This window comes from Kitasatospora sp. NPDC096128 (genome assembly GCF_040303105.1).
Classification (GTDB): domain Bacteria; phylum Actinomycetota; class Actinomycetes; order Streptomycetales; family Streptomycetaceae; genus Kitasatospora.
The window spans coordinates 159,603-184,696 of sequence record NZ_JBEOSP010000003.1 but is presented as its reverse complement, the minus strand read 5'-3'; the positions used below and the strand labels follow the sequence as shown (position 1 = coordinate 184,696).

The window sequence follows — 25,094 nt, the reverse complement described above, 5'->3', positions numbered from 1 at the left end:
GGCCGGGTCGCCCGTGGAGCGGGCGGCCCGGCCGTTTTCGACGTCGTACGGTGGTAGGCAGTGGTATTCCGGACTTGGAAGGCGTGACCTGATGGTGGAGATCAAGACCCCTGAGCAGATCGCGAAGATGCGGGCGGCCGGCCTGGTCGTCGCCGAGGCGCTCAAGGCCTGCCGCGAGGCGGTCGCTCCCGGGGTGACCACCCAGGAGCTCAACGACATCGCCGACAAGGTCATCACCGACCACGGCGCCACCTCGAACTTCCGCGCCCACCACGGCGGCCTGTGGTTCCCGGGGGTGATCTGCGCCTCGGTGAACAACGAGGTCGTGCACGGCATCCCGGGCGAGCGGGTGCTGCAGGAGGGCGACATCATCTCGATCGACTGCGGCGCCATCCTGGACGGCTGGCACGGCGACTCGGCGATCACCGTCGCGGTCGGCGAGGTCCGCCCCGAGGTCGAGATGCTCAGCCGGGTGACCGAGGGCTCGATGTGGGCCGGCATCGCCCAGATGAAGAAGAACAACCGCCTGGTGGACGTCTCCAAGGCGATCGAGGGCTTCATCCGCCGCCAGCCGCTGCCGCCCAAGGGCAAGTGGGGCATCACCGAGGGCTACGGCGGCCACGGCATCGGCACCGCGATGCACATGGAGCCGCACGTGCTGAACTACGTCGAGCGCGGCCGCGGCAAGGGCCCCAAGCTGATCCCGGGCACCGTGCTGGCGATCGAGCCGATGGTCTCGCTGGGCACCCCGCACACCGCGGTGCTGGACGACGAGTGGACGGTCGTCACCAACGACGGCACCTGGGCCTCGCACTGGGAGCACTCGGTGGCCGTCACCGAGGAGGGCCCGCTGGTGCTGACGGCCTTCGACGGCGGCAAGGCCGAGCTCGCCAAGCTGGGTGTCACCGCTGCTCCGGACCCGCTGGCGTAGTCGCCGAGGCGGTCGACTGCCGCTCCTGACAAGGGATCAGAGCCCTGGAGGTTTGGACCTCCAGGGCTTTTGTCCTATTTTTAGCGGCTGGCAGTGGCAGTCAGTGGCCGTCAGTGGCTTTACGAGCGAGCAGGAGAGCGCAGTGCTCAAGGGATTCCGCGACTTCATGATGCGCGGCAACGTCGTCGACATGGCGGTCGGTGTCGTCATCGGTGCCGCGTTCACCGCGGTGGTGACCGGCTTCGTGTCGGCCTTCCTCACCCCGCTGGTGGGTGTGGTGGTCGGAGCGGCCGGCGACTTCAGCTCCTACAAGGCGGACATCGGCGGGGTGAAGTTCCCGTACGGCCAGTTCCTGAACGTGCTGATCGCCTTCTTCATGACCGCCGCGGTGCTGTACTTCTGCGTCGTTCTGCCGATCACCAAGGCCTCCGAGCGGTACCTGCCGAAGAAGCCGAAGACCCCGAAGCGCCCCTGCCCCGAGTGCCTGACCGAGATACCCGAGGCCGCCCGCCGCTGCTCGGCCTGCACCGCCCACGTCGACCCGGTCACCGTGTCCAGCGGGGTCTGACGCACCCGATGTGACGGTGGACTCCTTCCGGTGCCCCCGTTTTGGCCCGTGGGACGCGCTGGCGTAGGATGGACCGTCGGCTCACTCGTAGCGTGCTTCAGCACGCCCTCTTCCCTTCGGGGGCGGGGTGAACCCAGGTTCGCACGAGCGTTCCGCATACGGTAGCCGGTCCCGGAAGGTGGATCTCGCAGTTCATGGCTAAGAAGCAAGGCGCCATTGAGATCGAGGGCACCGTGATCGAGTCTCTTCCGAACGCGATGTTCAAGGTCGAGCTGCAGAACGGTCACAAGGTCCTCGCGCACATCAGTGGCAAGATGCGCATGCACTACATCCGCATCCTGCCGGACGACCGGGTGGTCGTGGAGCTCAGCCCCTACGACCTCACGCGCGGCCGGATCGTCTACCGCTACAAGTAAGAACGTCAGATCTAGACCCGGAGAACCTGAACATGAAGGTCAAGCCGAGCGTCAAGAAGATCTGCGACAAGTGCAAGGTGATCCGCCGTCACGGCCGGGTCATGGTGATCTGCGACAACCTGCGCCACAAGCAGCGCCAGGGCTGATCTCCCTCCCGCATTTCTCGTAGTACTTCGCGCGACGCGAAAACGTCATACGCGGGTCACCCGATCCGTCCCGTACGGGACGGACTGCCGCCCCCGGTCAGAGGCCGGGGCTCCCTCACCGTGAGGTGTCGGAGTAGGTGGCCTGTCAGACCTCTGAAGAACCACAGGAGCCTTGAATGGCACGCCTCGCCGGCGTTGATCTCCCCCGTGAGAAGCGGATCGAGATCGCCCTTACGTACGTGTACGGCATCGGCCGTACCCGCGCCCAGCAGACCCTCGCCGAGACCGGTGTCAACCCGGATGTCCGCGTTCGCGACATCACCGAGGACGACCTGGTCAAGCTGAGCCAGTACATCGACGCCAACTACACGGTCGAGGGTGACCTCCGCCGTGAGGTGGCCGCCGACATCCGCCGCAAGGTCGAGATCGGCTGCTACGAGGGTCTGCGTCACCGCCGTGGCCTGCCGGTCCGCGGCCAGCGCACCCACACCAACGCGCGTACCCGCAAGGGCCCGCGTCGCGCGATCGCCGGCAAGAAGAAGCCGGGCAAGAAGTAGTCCGTCCCGTAACCGGACATCCCTCCGGCCCGCGGGTCAGCGGACCGACCACCTCAGTAGGAGAACAGACTTATGCCCCCCAAGGGTCGTCAGGCTGCCGGCGCGAAGAAGATCCGCCGCAAGGAAAAGAAGAACGTCGCTCACGGCCACGCGCACATCAAGAGCACGTTCAACAACACCATCGTTTCGATCACCGACCCCGCGGGCAACGTGATCTCCTGGGCCTCCGCCGGTCACGTCGGCTTCAAGGGCTCGCGCAAGTCCACCCCGTTCGCCGCGCAGATGGCCGCCGAGGCCGCTGCCCGTCGCGCGCAGGAGCACGGCATGCGCAAGGTCGACGTCTTCGTCAAGGGTCCGGGCTCCGGCCGCGAGACCGCGATCCGCTCGCTCCAGGCCACCGGCCTGGAGGTCGGCTCGATCCAGGACGTCACCCCCACCCCGCACAACGGCTGCCGTCCGCCGAAGCGCCGCCGCGTCTGACGCAGCGCCTTCGGGCACGCGGGTAACGCTTTAAACCACGTACGGGGTCCTGTTTTCTGCGGGACCCCGTACGCTTGGTCCTGTCGGCATCAAATAGTGGGTGCCGAAGACAACTGGAGGAACACCCCCCATGCTTATCGCTCAGCGCCCCTCGCTGACCGAAGAGGTCGTCGACGAGTTCCGCTCGCGGTTCGTGATCGAGCCGCTGGAGCCGGGCTTCGGCTACACCCTCGGCAACTCCCTGCGCCGCACGCTCCTGTCGTCGATCCCGGGTGCCGCTGTCACCAGCATCCGCATCGACGGCGTCCTGCACGAGTTCACCACCGTGCCGGGCGTCAAGGAGGACGTGACCGACCTCATCCTCAACATCAAGCAGCTGGTCGTCTCCTCGGAGCACGACGAGCCGGTCGTGATGTACCTGCGCAAGCAGGGCCCGGGCGTCGTGACCGCAGCCGACATCGCCCCGCCGGCGGGTGTCGAGGTGCACAACCCCGAGCTGGTCCTCGCCACGCTGAACGGCAAGGGCAAGCTGGAGATGGAGCTGACCGTCGAGCGCGGTCGCGGCTACGTCTCCGCCGTCCAGAACAAGGCCTCCGGCCAGGAGATCGGCCGCATCCCGGTCGACTCGATCTACAGCCCCGTGCTGAAGGTCACCTACAAGGTCGAGGCCACCCGTGTCGAGCAGCGGACCGACTTCGACAAGCTGATCGTCGACGTCGAGACCAAGCCCGCCATGCGTCCGCGCGACGCCATGGCCTCGGCCGGCAAGACCCTGGTGGAGCTGTTCGGCCTCGCCCGCGAGCTGAACATCGACGCCGAGGGCATCGACATGGGCCCGTCCCCCACGGACGCCGCCCTGGCCGCCGACCTGGCGCTGCCGATCGAGGAGCTGGAGCTCACCGTTCGGTCGTACAACTGCCTCAAGCGCGAGGGCATCCACACCGTGGGTGAGCTCGTCGCCCGCTCCGAGGCCGACCTGCTCGACATCCGCAACTTTGGTGCGAAGTCGATCGACGAGGTCAAGGCGAAGCTGGCCGGCATGGGCCTGGCCCTCAAGGACAGCCCGCCCGGGTTCGACCCGACCGCCGCCGCCGACGCCTTCGGCGCCGACGACCTGGACGACGCGGGTTACGCGGAGACCGAGCAGTACTAAGAGATTTGGCCGCGGGGGCGGTTCCACGGAGCCGCCCCCGTCGTCATGGCAAGTCGTACCGGCAACAGTGCCGGTACGCCCGCTGCGGTACCTGATACGGCCGTAGTCGGAGATACAAGGAGTCACCATGCCGCGTCCCACCAAGGGTGCCCGCCTCGGCGGCGGCCCGCACCACGAGCCGCTGCTGCTCGCCGGTCTGTGCCGGGAGCTGTTCCAGTACGGCCGCATCACCACGACCGAGGCCAAGGCCCGTCGGATGCGCCCGCTGGCGGAGAAGCTGATCACCAAGGCGAAGAAGGGCGACATCCACAACCGTCGCCTGGTGCGCAAGACCATCACCGACATCTCGGTGCTGCACACCCTCTTCACCGAGATCGCGCCGCGCTACGAGAACCGCCCGGGTGGTTACACCCGTATCACCAAGATCGGTCCCCGTCGTGGCGACAACGCCCCGATGGCCGTGATCGAGCTGGTCGAGGCGCTGACCGTCGCGCAGACCGCCGTCGGCGAGGCCGAGGCCGCCACCAAGCGTGCCGTCAAGGAGGCCGACGCCAAGGTCGAGGCCAAGGCCGACGAGGCCGAGGCCGCCGAGCAGGCCTGACACCTCCAGGTGTGATGCGGGCCCGCTCTCCCAGCGATGGGGGAGCGGGCCCGTTCCTTATTCGTAGGAGCGGGAGCAAGTGGTCAACGATTGCGCCGAGCAGCCGCCGGTGAAGGACGGACCGGCGGACGGGTACGTCCGGGTCCGGCTCGACCTCGCCTACCAGGGCGCCGAGTTCTCCGGCTGGGCCCGCCAGAAGGGCGGCCGGCGGACGGTCCAGGAGGAGATCGAGACCGCGCTGCAGGTCGTCACCCGCAGTCCGCAGCTGTTCCCGCTGACCGTGGCCGGCCGCACCGACGCCGGCGTCCACGCCCGCGGCCAGGTCGCCCACGTCGACCTCCCGGCCGAGTTGTGGGAGGCGCACCGGGAGAAGCTGCTGCGCCGACTGGCCGGGCGGCTGCCCGGGGACGTCCGGATCTACCGGGTCGGTGAGGCGCCGGCCGGGTTCGACGCCCGCTTCTCGGCGATCTGGCGCCGGTACGCCTACCGGGTCGCCGACCACCCCGGCGGGGTCGACCCGCTGCTGCGCGGGCACGTGCTGTGGCACGACCGGCCGCTGGACGTCGAGAAGATGAACGTGGCCGCGAAGCTGCTGCTCGGCGAGCACGACTTCGCCGCGTACTGCAAGAAGCGCGAGGGCGCCACGACCATCCGCACCCTGCTGGAGCTGCACTGGGACCGCGTCCCGGTGGACGGCTACGCGAGCCAGGAGGGCAGCCTCGCGGTGGCCACCGTCCGGGCCGACGCGTTCTGCCACAACATGGTCCGGGCGCTGGTCGGCGCGATGCTGCTGGTCGGCGACGGGCACCGGCCGGTGGAGTTCCCCGGCGAGGTGCTGGCCGGCGGGGTGCGCAACTCGGCGGTCAACGTGATCCGGCCCTACGGGCTGACCCTCGAGGAGGTCGGCTACCCGGCGGACGACCAGCTCGCCGAGCGCAACCGGCAGGCCCGGCGGATGCGCACGCTCCCGGGGCAGCCCCCGGCTTTGTAATCCGTTTTGGCCCGGGGCGTCCGCTTGGGACAATCGCTCCCATGGGACACGTCGAGATTTCGCACCTGGAGTACTACCTGCCGGACGGGCGGGTGCTGTTCGACGACGCGTCCTTCCGGGTCGGCGAGGGCGCCGCGGTCGCGCTGGTCGGCGCCAACGGGGCCGGCAAGACCACCCTGCTGCGCATGATCGCGGGGGACATCCAGCCGCACGGCGGCACGGTGACGATCAGTGGCGGGCTCGGCGTGATGCGCCAGTTCGTCGGCACCACCGGCCGCGAGGACCAGAGCGCCACCCCGGGGGCCCTGCCGGCCGATGCCTCGGTGCGCGACCTGCTGGTCTCGGTCGCCCCCGAGCGGATCGCCGTGGCCGCCCGCGCGGTGGACGCCGCCGAGCTGGCGATGATCGCCCAGGACGACGAGAAGACGCAGATGGCCTACGCCCAGGCGCTCTCCGACTGGGCGGACGTCGGCGGCTACGACTACGAGACCGACTGGGACGTCTGCACCATGGCGGCCCTCGGGATGCCCTTCGACAAGGCCCAGTGGCGCGGCCTGAACACCCTCTCCGGCGGCGAGCAGAAGCGGCTGGTGCTGGAGGCGCTGCTGCGGGGCCCGGAGGAGGTGCTGCTGCTCGACGAGCCGGACAACTACCTGGACGTACCGGCCAAGCGCTGGCTGGAGGAGGCCCTCAAGGCCACCTCGAAGACCGTCCTGTTCATCTCGCACGACCGCGAGCTGCTCTCCAAGTCCGCCGACAAGATCATCAGCGTCGAGTCCGGTGCCGCCGGCAGCAGTGTCTGGGTGCACGGCGGCGGCTTCGACAGCTTCCACGAGGCCCGCAAGGACCGCTTCGCGCGGTTCGAGGAGCTGGGCCGGCGCTGGGACGAGGAGCACGCCAAGCTCAAGAAGCTGGTCGTCACCCTGCGTCAGGCGGCCTCCGTCAGCCACGCGCTCGCCACCCGCTACGCGGCCGCCCAGACCCGGCTGAAGAAGTTCGAGGAGGCCGGCCGCCCGGAGGAGCCCCCGCGCGAGCAGAGCATCACCATGCGGCTCAAGGGCGGGCGCACCGGCATGCGCTCCTTCACGATGGAGCGGCTGGAGCTCACCGGGCTGATGCAGCCCTTCGACCTGGAGGTCTTCTACGGCGAGCGGATCGGGGTGCTCGGCGCCAACGGCGCGGGCAAGTCGCACCTGTTGCGGCTGCTCGCGGGGGACACCACGGTCGAGCACACCGGGGCCTGGAAGCTCGGCGCCCGGGTCGTCCCCGGCCACTTCCGGCAGACCCACGCCCACCCGGAGCTGTTCGGCCGCACCGTGCGCTCGATCATCGAGGAGGAGCACGCGCTCAGCCGCGGCGCCGCGATGGGCGCGCTGCGCCGGTACGAGCTGGACCGCCAGGAGGAGCAGAAGTTCGAGTCGCTGTCCGGCGGACAGCAGGCCCGGCTGATGATCCTCAAGCTCGAACTCTCCGGTGTGACGGCCCTGTTGCTCGACGAGCCGACCGACAACCTGGACCTGGAGAGCGCCGAGGCGCTGCAGGCGGGGCTGGAGGCCTTCGAGGGCACGGTGCTGTGCGTCACCCACGACCGCTGGTTCGCCAGGACCTTCGACCGCTTCCTGGTGTTCGGCGCGGACGGGAAGGTCTTTGAATCGACCGAGCCGGTCTGGGACGTCACCCGGGTGGAGCGCGAACGCTGAGTGACGGCGGGGTGGGCGGTCGGCGTTTTTTGACCCCTTCCCGCCCGCCCGGTAACCTGGACGCTTGATGTGCGTATTGGCTCGCTCTATCTCACGTGAGAGGTCGGTACGCCGGAGACATCAGGTCGACGACCAGCGATCACCCTTGAATTGCGTCCAAGGGTGGTCAGGCTGCTCTTCCGTCCCGGTGCTCCTGTCAGGACTCACTCACTGAAAAGCGAAGGCTACGACCGTGCGTACGTACAGCCCCAAGCCCGGCGACGTCCAGCGTCAGTGGCACGTCATCGACGCGACCGACGTCGTGCTGGGCCGCCTGGCCTCCCAGGCCGCCAACCTCCTCCGGGGCAAGCACAAGGCGATCTACGCGCCGCACGTTGACACTGGTGACTTCGTCATCATCATCAACGCCGACAAGGTGCACCTGTCCGGTAACAAGAAGACCCAGAAGCTGGCCTACCGCCACTCGGGCTTCCCGGGCGGTCTGCGCTCGGTGCGCTACGACGACCTGCTGGCGAACAACCCGGAGAAGGCCGTCGAGAAGGCCATCAAGGGCATGATCCCCAAGAACAGCCTGGGTCGCCAGATGCTCTCCAAGCTGAAGGTCTACTCGGGCGACCAGCACCCCCACGCTGCCCAGCAGCCGGTGCCGTTCGAGATCACCCAGGTCGCGCAGTAATTCGGCCACCAAGCCCCCCAACACTGAAAAGAGCTGAGGAACATCGTGGCCGAGACCACTGAAACCCTTGAGGTCGACTTCGACGAGGCCGTTGAGGCCGTCGAGGGCGAGTACACCTCCGAGGAGAGCTACACCTCCGAGTCGCTGGCCGGCCGCTTCGGCGAGGCCACCCCGGGCGCCGGCCTCGGCCGTCGCAAGGAGGCGATCGCCCGCGTGCGCATCGTCCCCGGCACCGGCCAGTGGAAGATCAACGGTCGCACCCTCGAGGGTTACTTCCCGAACAAGGTGCACCAGCAGACCGTGAACGAGCCCTTCAAGCTCCTCGAGCTGGACGGCCGTTACGACGTCGTCGCCCGCATCAGCGGTGGCGGCGTCTCCGGCCAGGCCTACGCGCTGCGCCTCGGCGTGGCCCGTGCCCTGAACGAGGCCGACGTGGACAACAACCGCGCCGCCCTCAAGAAGGCCGGCTTCCTGATGCGTGACGCCCGCGCCGTCGAGCGCAAGAAGGCCGGTCTCAAGAAGGCCCGCAAGGCGCCGCAGTACAGCAAGCGCTAGTCGTACCCCGGGGGTGCGGCCCGCCCTGGCGGTGCACCCCCTGGTTGCGCAAACCGTCGCCCCGGAGTACCTCGTGTACTCCGGGGCGACGTGTTCCCCGGCTAACGTGCGGCGGCCGGGATCATCGGTGGGTTCCGAGCATGGTGATGGAGGACGGGACAGTGGGACGACTCTTCGGTACGGACGGCGTACGCGGCGTGGCCAACGAGGGCCTGACGGCGGAGCTGGCGCTCGGCCTGTCGGTGGCGGCCTCCCACGTGCTCGGCGAGGCCGGCGCCTTCGACGGGCACCGGCCGGTCGCGGTGGTCGGCCGTGACCCCCGTGCCTCGGGCGAGTTCCTGGAGGCCGCGGTCATCGCGGGCCTGGCGAGCTCCGGCGTCGACGTGCTCCGGGTCGGCGTCCTCCCCACCCCCGCCGTGGCGTACCTCACCGGCGCGCTCGGCGCCGACTTCGGCGTGATGCTGTCCGCCAGCCACAACGCCATGCCGGACAACGGCATCAAGTTCCTCGCCCGCGGCGGCCACAAGCTGGACGACCGGATCGAGGACGCGATCGAGGCCCACTACCGCAAGCACACCGTCGGCGGCGAGGACTGGAACCGCCCGACCGGCGCGGCCGTCGGCCGGGTCCGCGAGTACACCGAGGGCTTCGACAAGTACGTCGCCCACCTGATCGGCGTGCTGCCCAACCGCCTGGACGGCATCAGGGTCGTCATCGACGGCGCCCACGGCGCGGCCGCCTACGTCGCCCCCGAGGCCTTCGCCCGGGCCGGCGCCGAGGTCGTCCACACCCTGGGGGCCGAGCCCACCGGCCTCAACATCAACGACGGCGTCGGCTCCACCCACCTCGACCGGCTGCGCGCCGCGATGAAGGAGTACCGGGCCGACCTCGGCATCGCCCTGGACGGCGACGCCGACCGCTGCCTGGCCGCCGATGCCGAGGGCGACGAGGTGGACGGCGACCAGATCATCGCCATCCTCGCCGTCGCCATGAAGGAGGCCGGCACCCTGCGCCGCAACACCGCGGTCGCCACCGTGATGTCCAACCTCGGCTTCAAGCTGGCGATGGAGCGCGAGGGCATCGACCTGGTGGAGACCGCCGTCGGCGACCGCTACGTGCTGGAGGCGATGAAGGAGCACGGCTTCGCGCTGGGCGGCGAGCAGTCCGGCCACGTCATCCTGCTCGACCACGCCACCACCGGCGACGGCACCCTGACCGGCCTGATGCTGGGCGCCCGCCTGGCCGCCACCAAGCAGCCGCTGGCCGACCTGGCCGCCGTGATGACCCGCCTGCCGCAGGTGCTGATCAACGTCAAGGGCGTCGACAAGGGCCGGGTGGGGACCAGCGCCGAGCTGGGCGCCGCGGTCGCCGCCGCCGAGGCCGAGCTGGGCTCCACCGGCCGGGTGCTGCTGCGCCCCTCCGGCACCGAGCCGCTGGTGCGGGTCATGGTCGAGGCCGCCGACCCGGTGCAGGCCGAGGCGGTCGGGCAGCGCCTCGCCGAGGCGGTCCGCACCCACCTGGGCTGAGCCCGGTCCCCGGAACCACGAAGGGCCCCCGCGCGGTGCGGGGGCCCTTCGCCGTGTGCTTCGCCTGTCGTCGGCCTACCGGGGTGTTCTACCGGTGTTCAGAGCTTGCGCAGCAGCGCCCGGCGGACCTTGTGGTCGGAGCCCTTCTGCAGCACCAGGGTGGCCCGGCCGCGGGTCGGCAGCACGTTCTCCAGCAGGTTGGGCTTGTTGATGGTGCGCCAGACCTGGCGGCCGTACTCCATCGCCTCCTCCTCCGGCACCTCGGTGAACCGGGTGAAGTAGGAGTTCGGGTCCTGGAAGGCCGTCTGCCGCAGCTTGCGGAAGCGGTCCAGGTACCAGTGCTCGATGTCGTCGGTGCGGGCGTCGACGTAGATCGAGAAGTCGAAGTAGTCCGCCACCGCGAGCCTGGTCCGGCCGTCGGTGCCCGGCAGGGCCGGCTGGAGCACGTTCAGGCCCTCGACGATCAGGATGTCCGGGCGCTCCACCGTCAGCCGCTCGTCGGGCACGATGTCGTACACCAGGTGCGAGTACACCGGTGCGCTGACCCGGTCCTTGCCCGCCTTCACGTCCGCGACGAAGCGCATCAGCGCCCGGCGGTCGTACGACTCCGGGAAGCCCTTGCGGGCCATCAGGCCGCGGCGGCGCAGCTCGGCGTTGGGCAGCAGGAAGCCGTCGGTGGTGACCAGCTCGACCCGCGGGTGCTCGGGCCAGCGGGCCAGCAGGGCCTGGAGCAGGCGGGCGGTGGTCGACTTGCCGACGGCGACCGAGCCGGCCACGCCGATGACGAACGGCGTGCGGGTGCGCTCGGTGTCCGGGGTGTCCAGGAACGTGCCCACCGCGCCGCGCAGTTCGTGCGTGGCGTGGATGTAGAGGTTCAGCAGCCGGGACAGCGGCAGGTAGACGTCACGCACCTCGTCGAGGTCGAGGGCTGTGCCGAGGCCGCGCAGCTGCTCCACCTCCTCGGCGGTCAGCGGCAGCGGCGTACGCTCGCGCAGCGCACTCCACTCGGCCCGGCTGAGGTCCACGTAGGGGGACGGGGACGGGCCGGGCGCGGCAGCTCCCCGGGTACAGAGTTCGGTCAGCACGTGCTCCATTGTGAGCCGTAGCGGTGTTCACCGTGGTTGTGGTGTCGGTCACGCAGCGTTGGCGCGAGCCGGGAAAGACGGGAAAACGGCCACAGAACCGCCCTTATGCTGGCACGCATGTGCGGAATTGTTGGATACGTGGGCGCGCAGTCCGCCCTCGACGTAGTAATCGCGGGCCTGCAGCGACTGGAGTACCGGGGCTATGACTCGGCCGGTGTCGCGGTGCAGGTCCAGGACTCCCAGGGGCAGTGGGGTCTCGTCACGGACAAGCGGGCCGGAAAGCTCGGCAACCTGCAGAAGTCGCTCGCCGAGTCCCCCCTGCCCGACGGCACCACCGGCATCGGCCACACCCGCTGGGCCACCCACGGCGGCCCGACGGACGCCAACGCCCACCCCCACCTGGACGACGACCGCCGGGTGGCCGTGGTCCACAACGGCATCATCGAGAACTTCGCCCAGCTGCGCGCGGAGATCGCCGAGCGCGGCCACACCCTCCGGTCCGAGACCGACACCGAGGTCGTCGCCCACCTGCTCGGCGAGGTCTACCAGGGCGACCTCGCCGAGGCGATGCGGGCGGTCTGCCGCCGGCTGGACGGCGCCTTCACCCTCGTCGCCGTGCACGCCGACTCGCCCGACGTGGTGGTCGGTGCCCGCCGCAACTCCCCGCTCGTGGTGGGCCGCGGCGAGGGCGAGAACTTCCTCGCCTCGGACGTCGCCGCCTTCATCGCGCACACCCGCGAGGCGATCGAGCTGGGCCAGGACCAGGTCGTCGAGCTGCGCCGGGAGGGCGTGACCGTCACCAACTTCGACGGCACCCCGGCCGAGGTGCGCGAGTACCACGTCGACTGGGACGCCTCCGCCGCCGAGAAGGGCGGTTACGACTACTTCATGCTCAAGGAGATCGCCGAGCAGCCGAAGGCCGTCGCCGACACCCTCCTCGGCCGGATCGGCACCGACGGCCGGCTGACCCTCGACGAGCTGCGGATCTCCGACGCGGACCTGCGCTCGGTCGACAAGGTCGTCATCGTCGCCTGCGGCACGGCCTTCCACGCCGGCATGATCGCCAAGTACGCGATCGAGCACTGGACCCGCATCCCCTGCGAGGTCGAGGTCGCCTCGGAGTTCCGCTACCGCGACCCGATCATGGGCCCCGGCACGCTGGTCATCGCCATCTCGCAGTCCGGCGAGACCATGGACACCCTGATGGCGCTGCGGCACGCCCGCGAGCAGGGCGCCAAGGTGCTGGCGATCTGCAACACCAACGGCTCGACCATCCCGCGCGAGTCGGACGCGGTGCTGTACACCCACGCCGGGCCGGAGGTCGCGGTCGCGTCCACCAAGGCGTTCCTGACCCAGCTGGTCGCCTGCTACCTGGTCGCCCTCTACCTGGGCCAGGTGCGCGGCACCAAGTGGGGCGACGAGATCTTCACCATCATCCGCGAGCTCGGCGACGCGCCGAAGCAGGTCGAGCAGGTGCTGGAGACCATGGAGCCGGTGCGCGAGCTGGCCCGCTCGCTGGCCGACGCCCGCTCGGTGCTGTTCCTCGGCCGCCACGTCGGCTTCCCGGTGGCCCTGGAGGGCGCGCTCAAGCTCAAGGAGCTCGCCTACATGCACGCCGAGGGCTTCGCGGCGGGCGAGCTCAAGCACGGCCCGATCGCGCTGATCGAGGAGGGGCTGCCGGTCGTGGTGGTCGTGCCCTCGCCGCGCGGGCGGTCGATCCTGCACGACAAGATCGTCTCCAACATCCAGGAGATCCGGGCCCGCGGCGCCCGCACGATCGTGATCGCCGAGGAGGGCGACGAGGCCGTCGTGCCGTACGCGGACCACCTGATCCGCATCCCGGCGACCCCGACCCTGCTCCAGCCGCTGGTCTCCACCGTCCCGCTCCAGGTCTTCGCCTGCGAGCTGGCCACGGCCAAGGGCCACGAGGTCGACCAGCCGCGCAACCTGGCGAAGTCGGTCACCGTCGAGTAGTACGGCCCCACGCCGACGACGGCGCCCCTGCGGTGGCTGTGCCCTACCGCAGGGGCGCCGTGTCGAGCGTGAAGGAGAACGGGGCGGGGAGTTTGATGCGCCTACCGAATTCGGTCTCGTGAAGGGTGGTGTAGTCGCCGTCCTTCGGATCCGTGAACAGCGTCACCGTGCCTTCGCTGCGGTCGACGAGCAGGTAGCACGGGATGCCGGCAGCGGCGTAGCCCAGGCGCTTGGACTCGCGGTCCTTGTGTGGGTTGATCGATGTCACTTCAAGGACCAGTTCGACTCCCACTGCGGATGACCACGAATCCTGGGCGCGGAAATGGCCGACGGGAGCGACCGTTGCGTCTGGAATGAAACGGCCCTTGGGGGTGATCAATCCCTTCCCGCCGCTGACGTACAGCTCCTCGGCCGCCTCACGGGCAACCGCGCGGGCGAACCGGGCGATGGCGTCCTCATGGTCGCCGTCAGGCGGTGGCGTCACGACGATCTCCCCCTCGATGAGCTCGGCCTTGAAACCGGGCGGCGTGTCCAGCTCCAGAAACGCCTGGAGGACGCTGTCCTGGTCCAGCGGGTGCTCGACTGCCGGCATGGCGACCATGGCCCTTCTCCCTCCTGCTGGTTCGTGTCGAGCCACAAGGTAGGTGCACGGACTCAAGCCGGTGGGGGATCGAAGTGGGTGTCACTCGAAAGTGTGCCGCAGGCCCGGCTCCCGCGGGGTGGGGACGCGGGCTAGCGTCGGCGGTAGCCGACTGCTGAAGGAGTTCTCCCCATGCGTCATGCACACCCTGTGGACATCGTCCGGGCCGCCGAGGCCGAGCTGATGGCGCGGCTGCCGGAGGGCACGCTGATGCAGCGGGCGGCGGCCGGGCTGGCGGCGACCTGCGCGCGGTTGCTGATCGGGCGTCGGGGGCGGGTGTACGGCGGCCGGGTGGCGGTGCTGGCGGGCAGCGGGGACAACGGGGGTGACGCGCTGTACGCCGGGGCGGCGCTGGCCCGGCGCGGGGCGCGGGTGACGGCGGTGCTGCTGGCGCCGGGGAAGGCGCACCCGGGCGGGCTGGCGGCGCTGCGGGCGGCGGGCGGACGGGTGACGGCGGAGCAGGAAGTCGGTCTGGCCGACTTCTCGCGCGCGGACCTGGTGCTGGACGGGATCGTCGGCATCGGCGGCCGGGGCGGGTTGCGCCCCGAGGCCGTGCCGTACGCCCGGGCCGGGCGGCGCGGGGTGGTGGTGGCCGTGGACCTGCCGAGCGGGGTGGCGGCGGACAGCGGCGAGGTGCCCGGGGAGGCGCTGCGCGCGGACGTCACGGTCTGCTTCGGCACCTACAAGCCCGGGCTGCTGATCGACCCGGGGGCCTCGTACGCGGGCGCGGTGCAGCTGGTGGACATCGGGCTGGCGCCGCCGGAGCCGGCGGTGACGGCCCTGCAGCACGCGGACGTGGCCGCGCTGCTGCCGCAGCCGGGCGCGGAGAGCGACAAGTACCGGCGCGGTGTGGTCGGGGTGGCGGCCGGTTCGGTGCGGTACCCGGGGGCGGCGCTGCTGGCGGTCGCCGGGGCGCTGCGCGGCGGCGCGGGCGCCGTCCGGTACGTCGGCACGGCGGCCGAGGAGGTGGTGCGGCGCTTCCCGGAGACGCTGGTCACCGAGGGCGGCCCGGCCGGGGCCGGGCGGGTGCAGGCCTGGGTGGTCGGTCCGGGCGGCGGCGAGGGGGCGCGGCAGGCGCTGGTCGAGGCGCTGGCCGGCGACGTCCCGGTGCTGGTGGACGCGGACGGGCTGACCGAGCTGGGCCGGCTCGGTCCGGACGCGCTGGCCGGCCGCACCGCGCCCACCCTGCTGACCCCGCACACCGGCGAGGCCGCCCGGCTGCTGGCGGGCGCCGACGGCACCGCGCCGCCCGCCGCCGACGAGCTGGCCGCCACCCGGCTGGCCACCGCCCGCCGACTGGCCGCCGCCTACCGGGCCACCGTGCTGCTCAAGGGCTCGACCACGGTGGTCGCGGACCCGGGCGGGGCCGTCCGGGTGAACCCCACCGGCACCTCCTGGCTGGCCACCGCGGGCAGCGGGGACGTGCTCGCCGGGCTGGCCGGCTCGCTGCTGGCCGCGGGCCTGCCGCCGCTGGACGCCGCCTCGGTGGCCGCCTACCTGCACGGCCTGGCGGGTCGGGAGGCGGCGGGCGAGCCGGGCGCACCGGTGACGGCGTCGGCGGTGGCCGAGGCGCTGCCGGCGGTCTGGCGGGCCGTCCGGCAGCCGTAGCCGGGGCCGGGCGACGGGCCTACGCGGCGATGGCCCCGGACGGAACCGAAACGTCCGTTCACCGCGTCCTGAACACCGCGGACGAGGCGTCCGCCGCAGGTCGGCGGGGTGCGGGGGGTCGCGGTGCCGACCACCGCGCCGACGGCCCGTTCGGCGAGGACTCCGGGACGTCTGGGAGACTGACCCTGATGACAACTGCGAACACGACCGGAACGGCCACCCTCACCGACGGCGTACGGGCCGAGGCGACCATCGATCTCGCCGCCCTGCGCGGCAACCTCGCGGCCCTGCGGGAGCGCGTCGGGAGCGCGGCGGTGATGCTCGCGGTCAAGGCGGACGCCTATGGCCACGGCGCGGTCGAGTGCGCCCGCGAGGCGGTCGCGAACGGGGTCGGCTGGCTCGGCTGCGCCACGCCGGACGAGGCGCTGGCGCTGCGGGCCGCGGGCATCCGCCCCGAGCAGGCCCGCATCCTGTGCTGGCTGTGGACGCCGGGCGGGCCGTGGCGCGAGGCGCTGCGCGCGGACCTGGACATCTCGGTCAGCGGCCGGTGGGCGCTGGAGGAGCTGCTGACGGCCGTTCGGGAGACCGGCCTCCCGGCGCGCGTCCACCTGAAGGCCGACACCGGCCTCGGCCGCAACGGCTGCCAGCCGCACGACTGGCCGCAGCTGGTGGCCGAGGTGCGCCGCGCCGAGGTCGAGGGGCTGCTGCGGGTCGTCGGCGTCTGGTCGCACTTCGCCGCCGCCGACGAGCCCGGCCACCCGTCGATCCAGGCCCAGTTGGACTCCTACCGCACCGCGCTGGCGCAGGCCGAGGCCGCCGGGCTGCGCCCCGAGGTCCGGCACCTCGCGAACTCCCCGGCCACCCTGCTGCTGCCCGAGGCGCACTTCGACCTGGTCCGCACCGGCCTGGCCGCGTACGGGCTGTCGCCGGTGCCCCAGGTGGGCTCGCCGGCCGACTTCGGGCTGCGCCCGGTGATGGCGCTGACCGCCCGGCTGGCGCTGGTCAAGCACGTCCCCGGCGGGCACGGGGTCAGCTACGGCCACCACTACGTGACGCCCGGTCCGACCACGCTGGGCCTGGTCCCGGTCGGCTACGGCGACGGCGTCCCGCGGCACGCCAGCGGCACCGGCCCGGTGCAGATCGGCGGCAAGTGGCGCACGGTGGCCGGCCGGGTGGCGATGGACCAGTTCGTGGTGGACCTGGGCGGTGACACCCCCGAGGTCGGCGAGGAGGTGCTGCTGTTCGGTACCGGCGAGCGCGGTGAGCCCACCGCCGAGGACTGGGCCCGCGCCTGCGGCACCATCTCGTACGAGATCATCACCCGGGTCGGCGCCCGGGTGCCCCGCCGCTACCTGGACGGGAGCCACGACGGGGGCCGCACGGCATGACCGACACGCCGGCCGACAGCAACCCGGTCGCGGCGGTGGCCAAGGCGGCCGGCGCGGCCACCGGGGTGAGCCGGGCGGGCGTGATCGGGATCTCGGTCGGCGTGCTGGCGGCCGGTGCCGCCGCCGGCGTCGCGATCGAGCGGCTGACGGTCGGACGGGCGATGCGCCGCCGGGCCCGGGCCGAGCTGGAGGCGGCCGCCCCGTACGGCTCGCTGCGCGGGCGCCCGCGGACGGTGGCCGCGCCGGACGGCACGGAGCTGTACGTCGAGCTGGACGGCACCGGCTGGGACGAGCCGGACGGCGTCCTCCCGGAGCCGCTGACCGTGGTGTTCAGCCACGGCTACTGCCTCAACCAGGACAGCTGGCACTTCCAGCGGGCCGCGCTGCGCCAGGGCATGCGGCTGGTCTTCTGGGACCAGCGCAGCCACGGCCGCTCCGAGCGCTCCCGCTCGTACCTGGCGGGCGAACCGGCCGGCATCGACCAGCTGGGCGGCGACCTCAAGGCGGTGATCGACGCCGTCGCGCCGACCGGGCCGCTGGTGCTGGTGGGCCACTCGATGGGCGGCATGACGGTGATGGCGCTGGCCGACCAGCACCCGGAGCTGTTCCGGTCGAGAGTCGCCGGGGTCGCGCTGGTCGGCACCCTGGCGGGGGACTGGGACGAGGTGAGCCTCGGACTGCCGAAGGCCGGGGCCAGGCTGTTCAGGAAGGTCGCGCCCGGGGTGGTGAAGCTGCTCGGCCGCCAGGTGGACCTGGTGGAGGCGAGCCGGCGGCTCGGCTCGGACCTGGCCGCCGTGTTCTACCGGCGGTTCTCCTTCGGCGGCAAGGACGTCGACCCGGGCGTGGTGCGGTTCGCGGAGCAGTTGCTGGACGCCACCCCGATCGACGTGGTCGCCGAGTTCTACCCGGCGTTCGGCGCGCACGAGAAGTACGCGGCGCTGGCCGCCCTGCGGGGCCTGCCCGCGCTGGTGCTGGCCGGGACGAAGGACCTGCTGACCCCGGCCTCGCACAGCGAGCTGATGGCCGAGCGGCTGCCGGGCGCGGAGCTCGTCCTGGTCGAGGGCGCCGGGCACCTGGTGATGCTGGAGCATCCGGAGCTGGTCGACCACGAGTTGGCGGTACTGCTCAGGCGGGCCGCGGACTTCGGCGGCGCGGCCGCGCCGCCGAGCTCCGTCCTCGACCTCGCGTAGCCCGGAGGCCGCGCACCGGCGGTGATGTGGCACGGTAGCGGTGGCGGCCGGTGGTCGGTCCGCCGCTACGGACCGAAGGGCAAGACACGCGCATGGGCTCGCACGCCACTCTGACCGTCCCCACTCCGGAGCGGATGGGCCGGCTCGGCCGGGAGCTGGCCGCGCTGCTGCGGCCGGGGGACCTGGTGCTGCTCTCCGGCGAGCTGGGGGCGGGGAAGACCACGCTGACCCGGGGCCTGGGGGAGGGGCTGCAGGTTCGCGGGGCGGTGACCTCGCCGACCTTCGTGATCGCCCGGGTGCACCCCTCGCTGGTCGGCGGCCCGGCGCTGGTGCACGTGGACGCGTACCGGCTGGGCGGGGACCTCGACGAGATGGAGGACCTCGACCTGGACGTCTCGCTGCCGGAGTCGGTGGTCGTGGTCGAGTGGGGCGAGGGCAAGGTCGAGCGGCTGTCCGAGGACCGGCTGGAGGTCCGGATCGAGCGGGCGATCGGCGACACCGCGGGGGAGGACCACGACCCGCGCAGGGTGCTGCTCACCGGCATCGGGGAGCGCTGGGCGGGCGTGCCGCTGGCCGGGCTGGCCTGAGGCGCGCGTGGGGCGCGCATGGGGCGCGCATGGGCGTGTCCCGCGGACTGCCCGGCCCCGGTCGATCGGGTTCCACCGTTTTGCCGACAGGCCGTCGGCAAGGTGTTGCGGGCGGGGCGTCGGGCGTGGTGGGATGGGTGCTGCGGTTAGGTCTGCCTAACTAGGGAGGCGCCATGTCGAGCACCACCCCCGCCCCGGAGCGCGCCGTCCGCGCCGCCGGGGCCGGAGAGTCCGCCCACCGCGCTCCGGGCGCGCCGATGCGGGCCCTGCTGGCCGCCTGTGCGGCCGCCGAGGCGGTGTCCACCCCGCCCGAACCGAAGGCCCGGCAGGCCGAGGAGCCCGAGGCGGGGACGCCCCGGGCCGCGTAGCGCCGGGTCTCAGGGGACCACGACCACCTTGGTGCCGTTCGGCGCGAAGTCCCAGAGCAGCTGCCCCTCGGGGCGGCCGCTGCGGATGCCGCCGGTCTTGGCCTTCGGGTCGGCGGTCGGGGTCGTGCCGTCCAGGGCCGCGCTGAAGCCGAACACCACGCCGTTCTGCTGCGCGAAGCGCACCACGTGTTCGATCTGCTTGCCGTCCGTCCCGGTGGCGGCCGGGGTGCGGCTGTACACCGAGTAGCTGCCCGGGGCGGGCTCGACCGAGCCAGGGGTGACCAGGAAGGCTGCCGTGACCTGCGGGTTCTTCTTCGGGTCGACCAGCCAGACGAAGTGGCCGCCCGCCGAGTAGACCACCCGCGTGCCGCTGCCCGAGGAGGCCGGCAACGGCGGGACGGTCGGGGTGGCGGAGGCGCTCGGCGTCGCGGTGGCGGCCGGGCCGGTGGACGTCGAGGCGACGGTCGGCTTGGCCCCGCCCGCCCGGTCCTGGGCGCCGTTGGCCTGGAAGGCCAGCAGGCTGACCACCGCCAGGGCCCCCAGGGTCAACCCCGTGACCACCACTCCAGGACCCATCTTCGACACGTGCCCGCTCCCGCCGCCGTCCGCTGTACGTACCGCCTTATCGTGCCAGGTCCCCCGGGCGGGTCGGCAGCGCCCAGCACGTGTGTTCCGGATGGGGACACCAGCTCGATCGGCCGGTCGGGTCAACCTCGGTCTAACCTTGACCCGTGCTGCTGCTCGCGTTCGACACCGCAACCCCCGCCGTCACCGCTGCCGTCCACGACGGCGCGGCGGTCCTCGCCGAGACCCACCAGGTCGACGCCAGGCGCCATGGTGAACTGCTGCTGCCCGCGATCGACCAGGTCCTGCGGGCCGCCGGAGTGGACAAGGGCCGGCTCACCGGCATCGCGGTCGGCGTCGGCCCGGGCCCGTACACCGGCCTACGGGTCGGCCTGGTGACGGCGGCCGCGCTCGGCCACGCGCTCGGCCTGCCGGTGCACGGCGTCTGCACCCTGGACGCGATCGCCTTCCAGGCCCGCGCCGAGGGCCTGGCCGGAGAGCCGTTCACGGTCGCCACCGACGCGCGCCGCAAGGAGGTCTACTGGGCCTCCTACGACGCCGAGGGCGACCGCATCGAGGGCCCGGCCGTGGACCGCCCGGCCGAGCTGGCGCCCGCCGCCCGCGCGGTGGGCGCCGGCGCGCTGCTCTACCCCGACGCCTTCCCCGGCGCCCACGGCCCGGAGCACGTCTCGGCCGGCGCCCTGGCCGGTTTCGCCGCGGCCGAGCTGGCCGCCGGGCGCGAGCTGCTGCCGAACGTGCCGCTGTACCTGCGCCGCCCGGACGCCCAGGTCCCCGCCGGCTACAAGGCGGTGCTCCCGGCGTGAACCACGGCACCACCCTGCGCCCGATGCGCTGGTGGGACATCGAGCCGGTGATGGACCTGGAGCTCAGGCTGTTCCCCGAGGACGCCTGGTCCCACGGGATGTTCTGGTCCGAGCTCGCCGAGGCCCGTCCCGGCGGCACCCGCCACTACTCGGTCGCCACCGCGGCGGACGGCACGATCGTCGGCTACGCCGGTCTGATGACCGTCGCCGGCGAGGGCGACGTCCAGACCATCGCCGTCGACGAGCGGCACCAGGGCGGCGGCCTCGGCACCGCCCTGCTCACCGACCTGATCCACGAGGCCGCCCGGCGCGGCTGCGCCGACCTGCTGCTGGAGGTCCGGGTGGACAACCAGCGCGCCCAGCGGCTGTACGAGCGCCACGGCTTCGAACCGGTGGGCATCCGGCGCGGCTACTACCAGCCCGCCAACATCGACGCGCTGGTGATGCGCCTCGACCACCCGAGCACTGACCCGAAGGAACCGAAGGACACCCCCCATGGCTGACGAACCGCTCGTCCTCGGCATCGAGACCTCCTGCGACGAGACCGGCGTCGGCATCGTGCGCGGCACCACGCTGCTGGCCGACGCGGTCGCCTCCAGCGTCAACGACCACGCCCGCTTCGGCGGCGTCGTCCCGGAGATCGCCAGCCGCGCCCACCTGGAAGCGATGGTCCCGACCATCCAGCGCGCCCTGGACACCGCCGGGATCAAGGCCAGTGACCTGGACGGCATCGCCGTCACCGCCGGCCCCGGCCTGGCCGGCGCGCTGCTGGTCGGTGTCAGCGCGGCGAAGGCGTACGCCTGGGCGCTGGACAAGCCGCTGTACGGGGTCAACCACCTCGCCTCGCACATCTGCGTCGACCAGCTGGAGCACGGCCGGCTGCCCTCGCCCACGATGGCCCTGCTGGTCTCCGGCGGGCACTCCTCGCTGCTGCTCAGCGAGGACATCACCACGGACGTCCGCCCGCTCGGCGCGACCATCGACGACGCGGCCGGCGAGGCCTTCGACAAGGTCGCCCGGGTGCTCGGCCTGGGCTTCCCCGGCGGTCCGATCGTCGACCGGACGGCCCGCGAGGGCGACCCGAAGGCGATCGCCTTCCCCCGCGGCCTGTCCGGGCGGAACGACCCCGAGTACGACTTCTCCTTCTCCGGCCTGAAGACCGCCGTCGCCCGCTGGGTGGAGGCCAAGCGCCGGGCCGGCGAGGAGGTGCCGATCGCCGACGTCGCGGCCTCCTTCCAGGAGGCGGTCACCGACGTGCTCACCCGCAAGGCCGTCAAGGCGTGCAAGGACAACGGCGTCGACCACCTGATGATCGGCGGCGGCGTCGCGGCCAACTCCCGGCTGCGCGAGATGGCCCAGCAGCGCTGCGACCGGGCCGGCATCCGGCTGCGGGTGCCCCGGCCGGGCCTGTGCACCGACAACGGCGCCATGGTGGCGGCGCTGGGCTCCGAGATGGTGTGGCGGGGCCGCACCCCCTCCGCCTTCGACCTGTCCGCGGACTCCTCGCTGCCGGTGACCGACGTCCACGTCCCGGCCGAGGGATCCGGGCACGGCGACGTCCACGGCCAGGCCTACCAGGCCCTCGGCGGCGACGCCGGATGACCGTCGCCGCGATGTGGGAGGCCCGCGCGGCGGACGGCCGCGGGGCCGAACTCGCCGCCTGGGTACGGGAGTCCGTGCTGCCCGCGCTGCGTGGCGCGGCCGGGCTGGAACGCCTGGAGCTGCTCTCCGCCCCCGGCGAGCGGGTGCTGCTGATCAGCTGGTGGAGCGGAGCGCCGGTGCCCGTCGCCGACCCGCCGGCCGAACTGCTGGGCCGCCCGGTGCACCGCTGGTCCTTCACCAGCGAGCACGTCGAGTAGACCGTGGACGGGAACCGCCGCCGCGGCCGCTACCGTGCATAGCGGAGACAACGCTGGACGGGACCGGGAGCGCGGTGCGGTGAACAGGGACGGGCTGAGCAGGACCAGGACGTACGCGGCGGGGGTGCTGGCCCTGCTGGCCTTCGCCACCGCGTGCGGCGACAACGGGGGCGGCGGCGGCGCCGCACCGGCCGCGAGTACGGCCGGCTCCGCGGCGCCCCAGCCGTCCGGGGGCGGCGGGACGCCCACCGCCGCGGCCACCACGCCCGGCGCGGCCCCGGCCCAGGGCGACGCCGCGGCCTGGGCGAAGTGGAACCTCAAGCCGCTGGCCCCGGCCCCCGCGCCGCCCGCCGACAAGCCCATCAAGCTCGAACGCACCGGAACCGTACCGGTGTTCAGCGACGTGAAGACCACCGACAAGGTCGTCTTCATCACCATCGACGACGGCGCCGAGAAGGACCCGAAGTTCGTCGAGATGCTGACCGACCTCAAGGTGCCGATCTCGATGTTCCTGACCAAGGACATCGTCAAGAACGACTACGGCTACTTCAAGCCGCTCCAGGCGCTGGGCAACCACATCCAGAACCACACCGTCACCCACCCGGTGATGAGCAAGATCCCGGCCGAGAAGCAGAAGTCCGAGATCTGCGAGGACCAGTCCACGCTCACCCAGCAGTACGGCACCGCGCCGCTGCTGTTCCGCCCGCCCTTCGGCGACGGCGCCAACACCCCGACGCTCAACAACTCGGTGCAGCAGTGCGGCCCGCGCGCGATCGTGCTGTGGCGCGAGTCGATGCAGATCCACGACATGCAGTACCAGGCCGGTGACAAGAAGCTGAAGTCCGGCGACATCATCCTGGCGCACTTCCGCGGCCCCAAGGAGCTCAAGGGCGCCACCATGACGCAGATGTTCGCGGACCTGCTGGCCCGGATCCAGGAGCAGGGCTTCTCGGTGGCCCGCCTGGAGGACTACATCCAGGCGCCGCCCTCGTAGCCGGTCAGAGCGGCTGTCCGGCCGGGTTGTCCCCCCGGTTGTCCCACCGGCTGTCCCAGCATCATCAGCGGCCCGTTGTCGGTGCGGCTGAGGATCACCGTGACGGAGTTCGGCCCGGAGGGCTTGAGCTGGCGGCGCAGCTCCTCCGGGGTGATCGCCATCCCGCGCTTCTTGATCACCACCGTGCCGACCCCGCGCTCGCGCAGCAGCGCCTTCAACTTCTTGATGTGGAAGGGCAGTACGTCGGTGAGTTCGAAGGCGTGCGCGTACGGGGTGGCGACCAGCCGGTCCGAGGTCAGGTAGGCGATCTTCGGGTCGATCAGCCGGCCGTCGACCTGCCCGGCCACCTCGGCCACCAGGTGCGCCCGGATCACCGCGCCGTCCGGCTCGTAGAGGTACCGCCCGACCGGGCCGGCCGGCGGGTCGGGCAGGTCGCCGCCGACCAGGCTGTCGCCGTGCGGCAGCAGGGTGGCGCGGTGCGGGCGGCTCGCCCCGGTGCCGAACCAGAGCACCGCCTCCTTGACGTCCCCGTGGTCGGAGACCCACTCGGCCTCGGCGTCCGCCGGGACGGCCTCGTGCGGAATGCCCGGGGCGACCTTCAACGCGCCGATCGGGGTCCGCCGCCCGGCCTCGATCGCCCAGGAGAGCGGCGGGGCGTACGCCTCCGGGTCGAACACCCGGCCGCGCGAGGTGCGCCGGGCCGGGTCGGTGAACACCGCGTCGTAGCCGGTGACGTCCACCTCGGCGACGTCCGCGCAGCGCACCTCCACCAGCTCCGACAGGCCCAGCGCGGCGGCGTTGGCCGCGGTGGCGGCACAGGCCGCCGGGTCCTTGTCGACCGCCAGCACCCGGATCCCGGCCCGGGCCAGCGCCAGCACGTCGCCGCCGATGCCGCAGCACAGGTCGGCGAGGCGCCGTACGCCCAACCCGGCGAAGCGGCGGGCCCGCCACTCGGCCACGCTGCGCCGGGTGGACTGCTCGACCCCGTTGGGCGTGAAGTACATCAGGTCGGCGTCCGCCCCGAACTTCGCCCGCGCCCGCTGCCGCAGCCGCGCCTGCCCGAAGGCCGCCGACACCAGCTCCGCCGGGTGCTCCCGCCGCAGCCGGGTGGCCAGCGCCAGCTCCTCCTCGGGGGCGAACTCGCGCAGCTCGGCGAGCAGGGCCTGGCCCTCGGGGGTCAGCAGGGGCTGGAGGTTCTCGGTGTCCACGAGGTCATTCTGACCGGTCAGGAGGTGTGCGGGAGGACGGCCGGCCGGATCCCCGCGCCGGCCGTCGGTTCACCGCCACAGGACGCCCGAGGAGAGGACCGCGGGCAGCAGGAACGGCGAGAGCGCGGCGGCGACCGGGAGGAACCGGTAGCCGGAGCGCCGGCTGCGGACGGCGACCAGGACGCCCGCCGCCAGGGCGGCCACCGGGCCGGCCATCATGCCGATGCCCAGGAAGGCCCAGGCGCTGCCGTCCCCGTCGTCCCCGGTGCCCGGGCCGTTGCCCATGCAGGCGACGACGTAGAAGACGACGAACGGGAGCACGCCCCCCAGCAGGGGCAGTGCCAGCAGGGCGAGGGCGGCGTCCTTGAGCCGGGCCGGGCCGATGCGCATCGGGATCGAGGTCATGGCAGGAGTCTGGCCGCCCGGTCCGGTGTCGCACATGAGTGCGACTACTCATCCGCGACCTGAGTCCGCAGTGCGCGTCGTTGGCACTCTGGTTGACTGA

At 72.2% G+C, this 25,094-nt stretch carries 29 protein-coding genes; 24 read left to right on the top strand and 5 right to left on the bottom strand.

The annotated features are described in order from the left end of the window. Positions 1 to 91: 91 nt before the first annotated feature. The 13 genes from map to glmM all read left to right on the top strand — a co-directional run bounded on the left by map (position 92) and on the right by glmM (position 10,300). Positions 92 to 931 carry a type I methionyl aminopeptidase gene (gene map / locus ABTY61_RS05240; protein ID WP_350503561.1) on the top strand — a complete coding sequence of 280 codons (840 nt, stop codon included), beginning with the start codon at positions 92 to 94 and terminating at the stop codon, positions 929 to 931. Between the two features lie 142 nt (positions 932 to 1,073). Then, a complete protein-coding gene (mscL, locus tag ABTY61_RS05235; RefSeq protein ID WP_350503560.1) occupies positions 1,074 to 1,499 on the top strand; it encodes a large conductance mechanosensitive channel protein MscL in 426 nt (141 codons plus the stop codon). Between the two features lie 194 nt (positions 1,500 to 1,693). Then, positions 1,694 to 1,915: a translation initiation factor IF-1 gene (infA, locus tag ABTY61_RS05230; RefSeq protein ID WP_003956442.1), complete on the top strand. Its 222-nt coding sequence runs from the start codon at positions 1,694 to 1,696 to the stop codon at positions 1,913 to 1,915. 32 nt (positions 1,916 to 1,947) lie between these two features. Beyond that, positions 1,948 to 2,061: a 50S ribosomal protein L36 gene (gene rpmJ / locus ABTY61_RS05225; RefSeq protein ID WP_003956441.1), complete on the top strand. Its 114-nt coding sequence runs from the start codon at positions 1,948 to 1,950 to the stop codon at positions 2,059 to 2,061. A 176-nt stretch (positions 2,062 to 2,237) separates the two neighbouring features. Beyond that, positions 2,238 to 2,618, top strand: coding sequence for a 30S ribosomal protein S13 (gene rpsM / locus ABTY61_RS05220; protein ID WP_316523629.1), 381 nt, complete (start codon positions 2,238 to 2,240; stop codon positions 2,616 to 2,618). Between the two features lie 72 nt (positions 2,619 to 2,690). Then, entirely contained in the window at positions 2,691 to 3,098 is a 408-nt protein-coding gene (gene rpsK, locus ABTY61_RS05215) for a 30S ribosomal protein S11 (RefSeq protein ID WP_030232513.1), read from the top strand. A 130-nt stretch (positions 3,099 to 3,228) separates the two neighbouring features. After that, a complete protein-coding gene (locus ABTY61_RS05210) occupies positions 3,229 to 4,251 on the top strand; it encodes a DNA-directed RNA polymerase subunit alpha (protein ID WP_030055844.1) in 1,023 nt (340 codons plus the stop codon). A 127-nt stretch (positions 4,252 to 4,378) separates the two neighbouring features. Next, positions 4,379 to 4,852 (top strand): 50S ribosomal protein L17, encoded by a 474-nt coding sequence (gene rplQ / locus ABTY61_RS05205; RefSeq protein WP_350503559.1) that lies wholly within the window; start codon positions 4,379 to 4,381, stop codon positions 4,850 to 4,852. 79 nt (positions 4,853 to 4,931) lie between these two features. Further along, positions 4,932 to 5,843, top strand: a complete 912-nt coding sequence (gene truA / locus ABTY61_RS05200; RefSeq protein ID WP_350503558.1) for a tRNA pseudouridine(38-40) synthase TruA — start codon at positions 4,932 to 4,934, stop codon at positions 5,841 to 5,843. A gap of 41 nt (positions 5,844 to 5,884) precedes the next feature. Beyond that, complete coding sequence (locus ABTY61_RS05195) at positions 5,885 to 7,543, top strand: ABC-F family ATP-binding cassette domain-containing protein (protein WP_350503557.1); 1,659 nt, start codon at positions 5,885 to 5,887, stop codon at positions 7,541 to 7,543. Positions 7,544 to 7,775: 232 nt separating this feature from the next. Further along, on the top strand, positions 7,776 to 8,219 hold the full coding sequence (gene rplM, locus ABTY61_RS05190) for a 50S ribosomal protein L13 (RefSeq protein WP_030055846.1): 444 nt from the start codon (positions 7,776 to 7,778) through the stop codon (positions 8,217 to 8,219). A gap of 45 nt (positions 8,220 to 8,264) precedes the next feature. Beyond that, the gene (gene rpsI, locus ABTY61_RS05185; RefSeq protein WP_350503556.1) at positions 8,265 to 8,774 is read left to right on the top strand and encodes a 30S ribosomal protein S9; all 510 of its coding nucleotides are present in this window, start codon (positions 8,265 to 8,267) and stop codon (positions 8,772 to 8,774) included. 161 nt (positions 8,775 to 8,935) lie between these two features. Further along, positions 8,936 to 10,300, top strand: coding sequence for a phosphoglucosamine mutase (glmM, locus tag ABTY61_RS05180; protein WP_350503555.1), 1,365 nt, complete (start codon positions 8,936 to 8,938; stop codon positions 10,298 to 10,300). Between the two features lie 98 nt (positions 10,301 to 10,398). Here the strand turns inward: glmM and coaA are convergent, their stop codons facing one another. Further along, positions 10,399 to 11,394, bottom strand: a complete 996-nt coding sequence (gene coaA / locus ABTY61_RS05175) for a type I pantothenate kinase (protein ID WP_350503554.1) — start codon at positions 11,392 to 11,394, stop codon at positions 10,399 to 10,401. A 108-nt stretch (positions 11,395 to 11,502) separates the two neighbouring features. On the opposite strand from coaA, the gene glmS reads away from it, so the two are divergent. Then, positions 11,503 to 13,359 carry a glutamine--fructose-6-phosphate transaminase (isomerizing) gene (glmS, locus tag ABTY61_RS05170; RefSeq protein WP_350503553.1) on the top strand — a complete coding sequence of 619 codons (1,857 nt, stop codon included), beginning with the start codon at positions 11,503 to 11,505 and terminating at the stop codon, positions 13,357 to 13,359. 43 nt (positions 13,360 to 13,402) lie between these two features. Here glmS and ABTY61_RS05165 read toward each other — a convergent pair whose 3' ends face one another. Further along, complete coding sequence (locus tag ABTY61_RS05165) at positions 13,403 to 13,960, bottom strand: Uma2 family endonuclease (RefSeq protein ID WP_350503552.1); 558 nt, start codon at positions 13,958 to 13,960, stop codon at positions 13,403 to 13,405. Positions 13,961 to 14,131: 171 nt separating this feature from the next. On the opposite strand from ABTY61_RS05165, the gene ABTY61_RS05160 reads away from it, so the two are divergent. The 5 genes from ABTY61_RS05160 to ABTY61_RS05140 all read left to right on the top strand — a co-directional run bounded on the left by ABTY61_RS05160 (position 14,132) and on the right by ABTY61_RS05140 (position 19,140). Continuing rightward, positions 14,132 to 15,607: an NAD(P)H-hydrate dehydratase gene (locus ABTY61_RS05160; RefSeq protein ID WP_350503551.1), complete on the top strand. Its 1,476-nt coding sequence runs from the start codon at positions 14,132 to 14,134 to the stop codon at positions 15,605 to 15,607. 188 nt (positions 15,608 to 15,795) lie between these two features. Then, a complete protein-coding gene (alr, locus tag ABTY61_RS05155; protein WP_350503550.1) occupies positions 15,796 to 16,995 on the top strand; it encodes an alanine racemase in 1,200 nt (399 codons plus the stop codon). After that, entirely contained in the window at positions 16,992 to 18,185 is a 1,194-nt protein-coding gene (locus ABTY61_RS05150) for an alpha/beta fold hydrolase (RefSeq protein ID WP_350503549.1), read from the top strand. Before alr ends, ABTY61_RS05150 begins: the two co-directional genes overlap by 4 nt. A 92-nt stretch (positions 18,186 to 18,277) precedes the next feature. Beyond that, complete coding sequence (gene tsaE, locus ABTY61_RS05145; RefSeq protein ID WP_350503548.1) at positions 18,278 to 18,772, top strand: tRNA (adenosine(37)-N6)-threonylcarbamoyltransferase complex ATPase subunit type 1 TsaE; 495 nt, start codon at positions 18,278 to 18,280, stop codon at positions 18,770 to 18,772. Between the two features lie 173 nt (positions 18,773 to 18,945). Further along, positions 18,946 to 19,140: a hypothetical protein gene (locus ABTY61_RS05140; RefSeq protein WP_350503547.1), complete on the top strand. Its 195-nt coding sequence runs from the start codon at positions 18,946 to 18,948 to the stop codon at positions 19,138 to 19,140. Between the two features lie 9 nt (positions 19,141 to 19,149). On the opposite strand, the gene ABTY61_RS05135 is transcribed toward ABTY61_RS05140, so the two are convergent. Further along, on the bottom strand, positions 19,150 to 19,716 hold the full coding sequence (locus ABTY61_RS05135; protein WP_350503714.1) for a hypothetical protein: 567 nt from the start codon (positions 19,714 to 19,716) through the stop codon (positions 19,150 to 19,152). A 155-nt stretch (positions 19,717 to 19,871) separates the two neighbouring features. Between ABTY61_RS05135 and tsaB the strand changes: the two genes are divergently transcribed. From tsaB to ABTY61_RS05110, 5 genes are all read left to right on the top strand, one after another. Beyond that, complete coding sequence (gene tsaB, locus ABTY61_RS05130) at positions 19,872 to 20,528, top strand: tRNA (adenosine(37)-N6)-threonylcarbamoyltransferase complex dimerization subunit type 1 TsaB (RefSeq protein WP_350503546.1); 657 nt, start codon at positions 19,872 to 19,874, stop codon at positions 20,526 to 20,528. A gap of 23 nt (positions 20,529 to 20,551) precedes the next feature. Continuing rightward, positions 20,552 to 21,031: a ribosomal protein S18-alanine N-acetyltransferase gene (gene rimI, locus ABTY61_RS05125; RefSeq protein WP_350503713.1), complete on the top strand. Its 480-nt coding sequence runs from the start codon at positions 20,552 to 20,554 to the stop codon at positions 21,029 to 21,031. Then, positions 21,024 to 22,130, top strand: a complete 1,107-nt coding sequence (gene tsaD / locus ABTY61_RS05120; RefSeq protein WP_350503545.1) for a tRNA (adenosine(37)-N6)-threonylcarbamoyltransferase complex transferase subunit TsaD — start codon at positions 21,024 to 21,026, stop codon at positions 22,128 to 22,130. Before rimI ends, tsaD begins: the two co-directional genes overlap by 8 nt. Further along, positions 22,127 to 22,387: a hypothetical protein gene (locus ABTY61_RS05115; RefSeq protein ID WP_350503544.1), complete on the top strand. Its 261-nt coding sequence runs from the start codon at positions 22,127 to 22,129 to the stop codon at positions 22,385 to 22,387. The genes tsaD and ABTY61_RS05115 overlap by 4 nt, the downstream gene beginning before the upstream one ends. A gap of 79 nt (positions 22,388 to 22,466) precedes the next feature. Beyond that, positions 22,467 to 23,381, top strand: a complete 915-nt coding sequence (locus ABTY61_RS05110) for a polysaccharide deacetylase family protein (protein ID WP_350503543.1) — start codon at positions 22,467 to 22,469, stop codon at positions 23,379 to 23,381. Here ABTY61_RS05110 and ABTY61_RS05105 read toward each other — a convergent pair. Together ABTY61_RS05105 and ABTY61_RS05100 are read right to left on the bottom strand one after the other, a co-directional pair. After that, complete coding sequence (locus ABTY61_RS05105; protein WP_350503542.1) at positions 23,357 to 24,589, bottom strand: THUMP-like domain-containing protein; 1,233 nt, start codon at positions 24,587 to 24,589, stop codon at positions 23,357 to 23,359. The genes ABTY61_RS05110 and ABTY61_RS05105 overlap by 25 nt on opposite strands. Positions 24,590 to 24,658: 69 nt before the next feature. Continuing rightward, positions 24,659 to 24,994 carry a hypothetical protein gene (locus ABTY61_RS05100; RefSeq protein WP_350503541.1) on the bottom strand — a complete coding sequence of 112 codons (336 nt, stop codon included), beginning with the start codon at positions 24,992 to 24,994 and terminating at the stop codon, positions 24,659 to 24,661. Positions 24,995 to 25,094: the final 100 nt, after the last annotated feature.

Coding starts and splice junctions, on each gene's coding strand:
- ABTY61_RS05195 (WP_350503557.1), top strand. CDS start 5,885: ATGGGACACGTCGAGATTTCGCACCTGGAGTACTACCTGCCGGACGGG.
- ABTY61_RS05165 (WP_350503552.1), bottom strand. CDS start 13,960: ATGGTCGCCATGCCGGCAGTCGAGCACCCGCTGGACCAGGACAGCGTC.
- map (WP_350503561.1), top strand. CDS start 92: ATGGTGGAGATCAAGACCCCTGAGCAGATCGCGAAGATGCGGGCGGCC.
- ABTY61_RS05140 (WP_350503547.1), top strand. CDS start 18,946: ATGTCGAGCACCACCCCCGCCCCGGAGCGCGCCGTCCGCGCCGCCGGG.
- alr (WP_350503550.1), top strand. CDS start 15,796: ATGACAACTGCGAACACGACCGGAACGGCCACCCTCACCGACGGCGTA.
- tsaD (WP_350503545.1), top strand. CDS start 21,024: ATGGCTGACGAACCGCTCGTCCTCGGCATCGAGACCTCCTGCGACGAG.
- rimI (WP_350503713.1), top strand. CDS start 20,552: ATGCGCTGGTGGGACATCGAGCCGGTGATGGACCTGGAGCTCAGGCTG.
- rpsK (WP_030232513.1), top strand. CDS start 2,691: ATGCCCCCCAAGGGTCGTCAGGCTGCCGGCGCGAAGAAGATCCGCCGC.
- rplQ (WP_350503559.1), top strand. CDS start 4,379: ATGCCGCGTCCCACCAAGGGTGCCCGCCTCGGCGGCGGCCCGCACCAC.
- tsaE (WP_350503548.1), top strand. CDS start 18,278: ATGGGCTCGCACGCCACTCTGACCGTCCCCACTCCGGAGCGGATGGGC.
- glmS (WP_350503553.1), top strand. CDS start 11,503: ATGTGCGGAATTGTTGGATACGTGGGCGCGCAGTCCGCCCTCGACGTA.
- ABTY61_RS05160 (WP_350503551.1), top strand. CDS start 14,132: ATGCGTCATGCACACCCTGTGGACATCGTCCGGGCCGCCGAGGCCGAG.
- coaA (WP_350503554.1), bottom strand. CDS start 11,394: ATGGAGCACGTGCTGACCGAACTCTGTACCCGGGGAGCTGCCGCGCCC.
- ABTY61_RS05135 (WP_350503714.1), bottom strand. CDS start 19,716: ATGGGTCCTGGAGTGGTGGTCACGGGGTTGACCCTGGGGGCCCTGGCG.
- ABTY61_RS05210 (WP_030055844.1), top strand. CDS start 3,229: ATGCTTATCGCTCAGCGCCCCTCGCTGACCGAAGAGGTCGTCGACGAG.
- ABTY61_RS05150 (WP_350503549.1), top strand. CDS start 16,992: ATGACCGACACGCCGGCCGACAGCAACCCGGTCGCGGCGGTGGCCAAG.
- rpsM (WP_316523629.1), top strand. CDS start 2,238: ATGGCACGCCTCGCCGGCGTTGATCTCCCCCGTGAGAAGCGGATCGAG.
- rpmJ (WP_003956441.1), top strand. CDS start 1,948: ATGAAGGTCAAGCCGAGCGTCAAGAAGATCTGCGACAAGTGCAAGGTG.
- infA (WP_003956442.1), top strand. CDS start 1,694: ATGGCTAAGAAGCAAGGCGCCATTGAGATCGAGGGCACCGTGATCGAG.
- ABTY61_RS05100 (WP_350503541.1), bottom strand. CDS start 24,994: ATGACCTCGATCCCGATGCGCATCGGCCCGGCCCGGCTCAAGGACGCC.
- ABTY61_RS05115 (WP_350503544.1), top strand. CDS start 22,127: ATGACCGTCGCCGCGATGTGGGAGGCCCGCGCGGCGGACGGCCGCGGG.